This is a genomic window from Cellulomonas sp. P1_G12_2, from assembly GCF_056405535.1.
The window spans coordinates 1-7,174 of record NZ_JBFUBX010000013.1; the positions used below are offsets into that span (position 1 = coordinate 1).

The 7,174-nt window shown below is 70.6% G+C and carries 6 protein-coding genes; 2 read left to right on the forward strand and 4 right to left on the reverse strand.

The features are described 5' to 3' along the window. Positions 1-867, forward strand: an 867-nt coding sequence (locus AC1DXT_RS20735; RefSeq protein ID WP_477063165.1) for a substrate-binding domain-containing protein, incomplete at its 5' end; no start/stop codon positions are given. A 4-nt stretch (positions 868-871) separates the two neighbouring features. Here AC1DXT_RS20735 and AC1DXT_RS20740 read toward each other — a convergent pair. From AC1DXT_RS20740 to AC1DXT_RS20755, 4 genes are all read right to left on the reverse strand, one after another. Beyond that, on the reverse strand, positions 872-2,716 hold the full coding sequence (locus AC1DXT_RS20740; protein WP_477063166.1) for a glycoside hydrolase family 13 protein: 1,845 nt from the start codon (positions 2,714-2,716) through the stop codon (positions 872-874). Between the two features lie 5 nt (positions 2,717-2,721). Continuing rightward, on the reverse strand, positions 2,722-3,603 hold the full coding sequence (locus tag AC1DXT_RS20745) for a sugar ABC transporter permease (RefSeq protein ID WP_477063167.1): 882 nt from the start codon (positions 3,601-3,603) through the stop codon (positions 2,722-2,724). 1 nt (position 3,604) lies between these two features. Then, positions 3,605-5,221 (reverse strand): ABC transporter permease subunit, encoded by a 1,617-nt coding sequence (locus tag AC1DXT_RS20750; RefSeq protein WP_477063168.1) that lies wholly within the window; start codon positions 5,219-5,221, stop codon positions 3,605-3,607. A gap of 112 nt (positions 5,222-5,333) precedes the next feature. Continuing rightward, a complete protein-coding gene (locus AC1DXT_RS20755; protein ID WP_477063169.1) occupies positions 5,334-6,572 on the reverse strand; it encodes a sugar ABC transporter substrate-binding protein in 1,239 nt (412 codons plus the stop codon). A gap of 221 nt (positions 6,573-6,793) precedes the next feature. Here AC1DXT_RS20755 and AC1DXT_RS20760 point away from each other — a divergent pair. After that, on the forward strand, positions 6,794-7,174 hold a 381-nt coding region (locus AC1DXT_RS20760), incomplete at its 3' end, for a LacI family DNA-binding transcriptional regulator (RefSeq protein ID WP_477063170.1).

The following is a 7,174-nucleotide window of genomic DNA, read 5'->3' on the forward strand; positions in this document are numbered from 1 at the left end:
GAGAAGCTGCGCACCCGCTCCGCCGGCCTGGTCGGCCTCGTGGTCCCCGAGCTGTCCAACCCCGTCTTCCCCGCCTTCGCCCAGGTCATCGAGACCATGCTCACCGAACGCGGCTACACCCCCCTGCTGTGCACCCAGTCCCCCGGCGGCACCACCGAGGACCAGTACGTCGAGATGCTCCTGGAGCACAACGTCGACGGCATCGTGTTCGTCTCCGGCCTGCACGCCGACACCACCACCTCCAAAGAGCGCTACCACCGGCTGCGCAGCCGCGGCATGCCGATCGTGCTGGTCAACGGCCACGCCGACGGCGTCGACGCCCCCTCGGTGTCCACCGACGACTCCGCCGCCCTGGACATCGCCTTCCGCCACCTGATCTCCCTGGGCCACCGCAACATCGGCCTGGCCATCGGCCCCGAACGCTTCGTGCCCGCCGCCCGCAAACGCCACGAGTTCGCCACCAACCTGGAGCGCCACCTCGGCATCACCGACCCCGACGGGCACGTGGTCACCACCCTGTTCACCGTCGAAGGCGGTCAGGCCGCCGCCTCCGAACTGATCACCACCGGGCACACCGCGATCATCTGCGGCTCGGACCTCATGGCCCTGGGAGCCATCCGCGCCGCGCGCTCCCGCGGACTGACCGTGCCGGGCGACCTGTCGGTCGTCGGCTTCGACGACTCCCCCCTGATCGCGTTCACCGACCCACCCCTGACCACCGTGCGCCAACCCGTCCTGGCCATGGGCCACGCCGCCGTCGCCGCCCTCGTCGCCGAGATCACCGGCACCCCCGCCTCCCGCACCGAGCTCAAGTTCCACCCCGAACTCATCGTCCGCGGCTCCACCGGAGCCGCACCCACGAGCTGAGGGGCTACGCGAGCCGCCAGACCTGGACGCCCGGTCCGTCCGCGGGCAGCATGAGCGCACCGTCGACGAGGGGCAGGTCGGCGTCGCCGTACAGGTTCTGCGCGGCCGACCCGGCGTCGAGGAGGTGACCGGGCAGCGCGGCACCCGCCCAGGGCGCCCGCGCGAGGAGCACGAGGACTCGCTCGTCGGCGGTCTCGCGCAGGAACGCCACCGCGTCGTCCGTGACCACCGCCCAGCGCAGGCCGCCCGTGCGCAGGGCGCCCGAGGAGCGGCGCAGCGCGGCGAGACGCCGGTAGGTGTCGAACGTCGCGGCGTCCCAGCGCGGGCCACCGCCGGCGTCGATGTCGTCCCACGGCATGCTGGCGCGGGCCTGCTCCCCGTTGGACCCGGTCAGGCCGCCCTCGTCGCCCGCGAACACCACGGGGGTGCCCGGGTAGGTGAAGAGCATGGCCGCAGCCACCTCGACGCGCTCCCGGGTACCGACGACCGTGCGCAGCCGTGCGGTGTCGTGCGACGCCAGCATGTTCCACTGGTGCCGCGTGACCGACCAGGGAACGGCCGCGTCGAAGTCCCGCATCGAGTCGACCATGGTGCGCCCGCCGCGGCGGGGCACGGGGACCGGCAACCCGATGAACGGCAGGCTGCTGTCCGGCTCCACGAGCCAGGACCACACGGGGCGCGTGAACGCCGAGTAGTTCATGTTCACGTGCCAGCCGCCGACGCCCATGTCCGAGCTGGCGTCGTGGAAGTGCTCCGAGACGAGGACGGCGTCGGGGTTGTGCGCGCGCATCGTGGCCCGGATCATCCGGGCGACCTCGTGGGTCTGGTCCTGGCTGCCGTAGCGGCCGGTCATGTTGGCGACGTCGATCCGCCAGCCGTCGAGGCCGAACGGCTCGCGCATCCACCGGGCGATCACCGAGTCGGGACCGTCGACCATCCGCGCCGCGAGCCCGGGGGCGGACCAGTCGAGCTTCGGCAAGGAGGCGTGCTCGAGCCAGCCGACGTACCCCGGCTCCTCGTCGGTCCGGTAGTAGAACCGGGCCTCCTCGCTCGTCGGATCGGCCTGGGCGCGGACGAACCACTCGTGCCCGGCGCCGGTGTGGTTGGTGGTGAGGTCGCCGACCAGCCGCATCCCGCGCCCGTGCAGGGCGGCGGACAGGGACGCGAGCGCGGCGTCGCCGCCGAGGAGCGGGTCGACGTGGTCGAACGTGCTGGCGTCGTAGCGGTGGTTGGACCGGGCCGGGAAGACGGGCGTCAGGTACAGGGTGTCGACGCCGAGGCGCTGCAGGTGGTCCAGCCGCGACTCGATCCCCGGCAGGTCGCCACCGAACCACTGCGCCGACGTGTCCCGGCCGAGGGCGGCCGGCTCCGTGCCCCAGGGCACCGGACGCGCCCAGTCCGGTGCCGGGCCGACTGGCGCGCCGTGGTGCCCGGTGGAGCGGGCGAACCGGTCCGGGAACACCTGGTAGACCGTCGCTGAGTCGAGCCACGCGGGTGCGGGGTCGTGCACGGTGAGGCGGAAGTCACCGGCGTCGGGGATGTCGCGCCGGTGCGTCCCGCGGCCGTTGAGCCACCGGTAGCCGCCCGGCTCGTCGAGCAGGAACCGGTAGCTGGTGAGCGGGTTGTGCACCAGGACGTCGGCGACGTACCAGCGCTCGTGCTCGGTGACCCGGTCGAGCCGCGCCTGCTCCAGCCGAGGCTCCCCGTCCCGCACCGTGCGCAGCCACACCGCGCGCTCGGCGTTCTCGGCAGGGACGCGCACCCGGACGGGCACCCGCTCACCGAGGGCGGCCCCGGGCGGCGCGTAGAGCGGCGAGCCGTCGTGGTGGGGAACGCCGAGCAGGTGCACCGACGTCACCCCTTGACCGAGCCTGCCGTCAGGCCGGCGACGATGTACTTCTGCAGGAACAAGAACAGCAGGATCACGGGGATCGCCGCGAGCACGGCACCGGCGGCGAACAGGCCCCAGCGCGCGGTGCGCTCGTCGGCCGCCCAGAAGTAGAGCCCGACGGCGAGCGTGAACTCCTCGGGCCGCTGCAGGACCACCTTCGCGACGATGAACTCACCGAACGTCCCGATGAACGACAGCAGCCCGACGACGGCGAGGATCGGCGCGACCAGCCGCAGGATGATCGTCCAGAAGATCTGCGCGTGCGTGGCGCCGTCGATCTTGGCCGCCTCGTCCAGCTCCCGCGGCACCGTGTTGAAGAAGCCGTACATGAGGAACGTGTTCACCCCGAGCGCGCCGCCCAGGTACACCGCGATGAGGCCGAACCGGCTGTTCAGCCCGAGGACGGGAAACACGTCTCCGATCGAGAGCAGCAGCAGGAAGATCGCGACGAACGCGAGCATCTGCGGGAAGATCTGGACGATCAGCAGGCCGGTGAGGCTGGAGCGTCGGCCCTGGAACCGGAACCGCGAGAAGGCGTACGCCGCCGCCCCTCCCATGAGCACCGTGCCCACGGCGGTGACCGAGCTGACGACGAGGGAGTTGACGAACCAGCTCCCGTACCCCCGGCCCCACAGGTCGCGGTAGTTCTCCAGGTCGATCGTGCGGAAGAGCTGGTTCGACCCGGTCAGCGTGCCGCCCGGGTTCAGGGACGCCGACAGGACATAGAGGAGCGGCAGGATGCAGGCCGCGATCGTCACGATGGCGACGACGTGCCGCCAGCCGACCTCGAGCCACCAGCGCCGCCCACGCAGCTGCAGGTCACGCTGCACGGAGGTGTCAGCCATCTCAGATCTCCTCGAGGGTGCGGGTGCGGCGGAAGCCGAGCCAGGCGATGAGGCCGACGACCAGGAAGATCAGGATCGACAGCGCGCTCGCCAGGCCGTACTGCTTGGTGCCGCTCTCGAAGGCCACGGAGTAGACCATCGTGATGAGGATGTCGGTGTGGCCCACCACGACCGGTGTCCCGACGAAGTTGGGGCCGCCGCCGGTCAGCATGTAGATCAGCGTGAAGTTGTTGAAGTTGAACGCGAACGAGGAGATCAGCAGCGGCGCCACCGAGATCATGAGCAGCGGCAGCGTCATGGAGCGCAGGATGCGCAGCTTGCCGGCACCGTCGATGCGCGCGGCCTCGATGGTGTCCTCCGGGATCGACTGCAGCGCGCCGGTGCAGACCAGGAACATGTACGGGAAGCCCAGCCAGAGGTTGACCATGAGGATCGACACCTTGGCCAGCCACGGATCCGTGAGCCACGGGACGTCCGCACCCCCGAGCAGGACCTCGTTGACGTAGCCGAACTTCGGGTTGAGCATGCCCTTCCAGACGAGCGCGGAGAGGAACCCCGGGAAGGCGTACGGGAGGATCAGCAGTGACCGGTAGACCTTCCGGCCGCGGACCCGCGGGTCGTTGAACACGATCGCCAGGAACAGCCCGAGGGCGAACGTGGTGGCCACCGACAACGCGGCGAACACGAACGTCCAGGCGGTGATCTGAAGGAACGGCCCGGTCAGCCGGGGGTCGTTGAAGACGCGCGTGAAGTTGTCGAAACCGACACTGACCCGCCAGCCCGGGGTGAGCCGGTCGCCGTCCTCCGAGACGAAGTTGCCGGAGTCCGACGGGGTGTACGTCTCGCCGGTCGCCGAGTCGGTGAACGTGTCGGTCTCGGGGTCGTACACCAGCGTCGGCTGGTAGACGTAGCCGGTCGAGCCGTCCTGGGTGCGCACCGACCCGTCGGCGGAGTCGTCGGAGAGCGGGACGCGCAGGGCGGTGATCGCCTCCTGGTCCTCGGCGATCCCGGCGAACCCGAGGACCTCCCAGCCGGGGACAGCGGTGGCCCGGTCACCGTCGACCGAGGCGCCGTCGACGGGCGCGAAGGGCTCCTCGGCCGTGCCGACCTCCACCTCGCCGTCCTGCACGATGGCGAAGCCGAGCTCGTCGCCGCTGCGCACCACGGTCACCGGCAGCGTCGGGGAGCCCTCGACGCGGGTCTCGGTCTGGATCGCGATCGACTCGATCGCGTCGGACTTGGTCGAGTTGTGGCCGTCGCCGTAGTTCGTGAACGCCACGTAGCCGGTGTAGGCCATGACGAACAGCTGGTAGACCAGCAGGAAGAGCAGTCCCGGGATCAGGTACTTCCCGGGGACGGCGCGGCGCGAGAAGTAGACCCAGTTGACGACGACGAGCGCCACGGCGAGGAACGCGACGATGCCCCACGACTCCACGGCCAGGGCGGTCAGGATGCCGTAGACGCCGAGCGCGTCGACCAATGCGACGAGCACGAGCTTGGCGACGAAGCCGGCCGAGAAGTTCCGGGCGTGGGAGCCGTCGCCGCGGGAGCGCCGCGGCGACCTGACGCCGGGTTCCTCCGGAGGGGCGGGGGGCGCCACGGTCTGCTGGTCGGTCATGCGGGTCCTCCGGGACGCGGGTCACTGCTGCAGGGATCGCCGCGACGGTGCGGCGAGGGCAAGGACATCCCGCCGGGCGGCTGCGCGCCACCCGACGGGACGTCCTGGACCGTCAGACCTTGTCGACGGCGTCCTGGATGTTGGTCACCATCGTGTTCCAGGCACCGGCAGGCTCGGCCTGGCCGCTGATGATCTGCGCCTCGGTGGCGCCCCAGAAGGCCCACACGGTGCTCATGGCCGGGATGGCCGGCATGGGAGCGCCGGTCGAGCCGGCCTCGTTGAAGCCCTTGAGGATCGGGTCCTCGACCTTGGCGGCGGAGGCGGCGTTGGCCGGCATGCGGCCACCCTCTGCGAACAGCATGTCCTGAGCGGCCTCTGTGGTCAGGTAGTTCACGACGAGCTCGTTGGCGAGGACCGGGTTCTCCGACTTGGCCGAGATGAACACGCCCTGGACCCCGACGAACGGCTGGGCGGGCTGGCCGCCGGCGCTCGGGACGGGGAGCACGGAGATGTCCATGCCCGCCTCGGCGAACGCCGAGGTGTTCCACGGGCCGGTGATCATGTACGGCGCCTGGCCGTCGAGGAACGCCTGCTTGGCCTTGTCGCCGTCGATCGCGAGGTCGAGCACCTTGTCGGTGCCCAGCTTGGCCAGGTACGCGGCGAACGCGTCACCGGCGGGGCCGCCGAGCGCGAGGGTGTCGGTGTAGGAGCCGTCGGCCGACTGCTCGAACACCGGGGCGCCGAACGAGGTCTGCAGCGGGTACAGGTGGTACGGGTCGGACGCCTCGCCCTGCTGGATCAGCACGGAGAACGGGGTGCCCGTGCCCTTGGCCTGGGCGATCAGCTCGTCGAACGTGGTCGCGGTGGTCTCCGTGAGGAGCGCGTTGTTGCGGACCAGCGCGATGTTCTCGATGGAGATCGGCGTGCCGTAGATCTTGCCGTCGTAGGTGACGCCGGCGATGGCGGAGTCGGAGAAGTCCGCCGCCTTGTCGCCCAGCTCGATCGGAGCCACGACGCCGTTGTTGACCCACTCGCCGAGACCGTCGTGCGCGGAGACGATGATGTCCGGGCCCTCGCCCGTCGGGACCTGCGCGACGAAGTCCTTGCCGATGTCGCCCGAGGCCTTCTGCACGAGCTCGACCTCGACGCCGGTCTCCTCGGTGAAGGCGGCGACGACCGGCTCCATCTCGTTGATGCGGGTGTCGTCCACCCACATCGTCAGCGTGCCGGAGGCCGTCGCCTCGGTACCGGCGCTGGTCTCCGTGTCAGCCGGGTCGCCCGACCCGGAGCAGGCGGCGAGGGCGAGCGTGATGCCCAGGGCCGCAGCGGTGAGGGGGATGCTCCGTCGCATCGTGAGTCTCCTAGATCGTGAGAATGCCGCTCGGCAGATCCCGACGATCGACCGGCGCTGGCGTGATGCCGTGACGGTAACCTCGTTGTCTCATCGGCTGCAAGTCGTTACGGTAAGTTGCAGCGAACCGTTGCAGAAGCGTGACTCGGGGACGACCCCGTGACTTCTCGCGTCGGTTGCGACCCGGACAAAGGAGTGACGTGGCCCCCAGCGTGCCCATCGTGCGTACCCGTCTGACGGATCTGGCCGAGCAGGCCGGCGTCAGCACGGCCACGGTGTCCCGGGTCCTGAACGGCAAGCACGGCGTGTCCGCCCAGGCACGCCAAGCCGTCCTGGCCGCCCTGGACGTCCTGGGCTACGAACGACCCGAGAAGCTGCGCACCCGCTCCGCCGGCCTGGTCGGCCTCGTGGTCCCCGAGCTGTCCAACCCCGTCTTCCCCGCCTTCGCCCAGGTCATCGAGACCATGCTCACCGAACGCGGCTACACCCCCCTGCTGTGCACCCAGTCCCCCGGCGGCACCACCGAGGACCAGTACGTCGAGATGCTCCTGGAGCACAACGTCGACGGCATCGTGTTCGTCTCCGGCCTGCACGCCGACACC

Coding starts and splice junctions, on each gene's coding strand:
- AC1DXT_RS20745 (WP_477063167.1), bottom strand. CDS start 3,603: ATGGCTGACACCTCCGTGCAGCGTGACCTGCAGCTGCGTGGGCGGCGC.
- AC1DXT_RS20750 (WP_477063168.1), bottom strand. CDS start 5,221: ATGACCGACCAGCAGACCGTGGCGCCCCCCGCCCCTCCGGAGGAACCC.
- AC1DXT_RS20755 (WP_477063169.1), bottom strand. CDS start 6,572: ATGCGACGGAGCATCCCCCTCACCGCTGCGGCCCTGGGCATCACGCTC.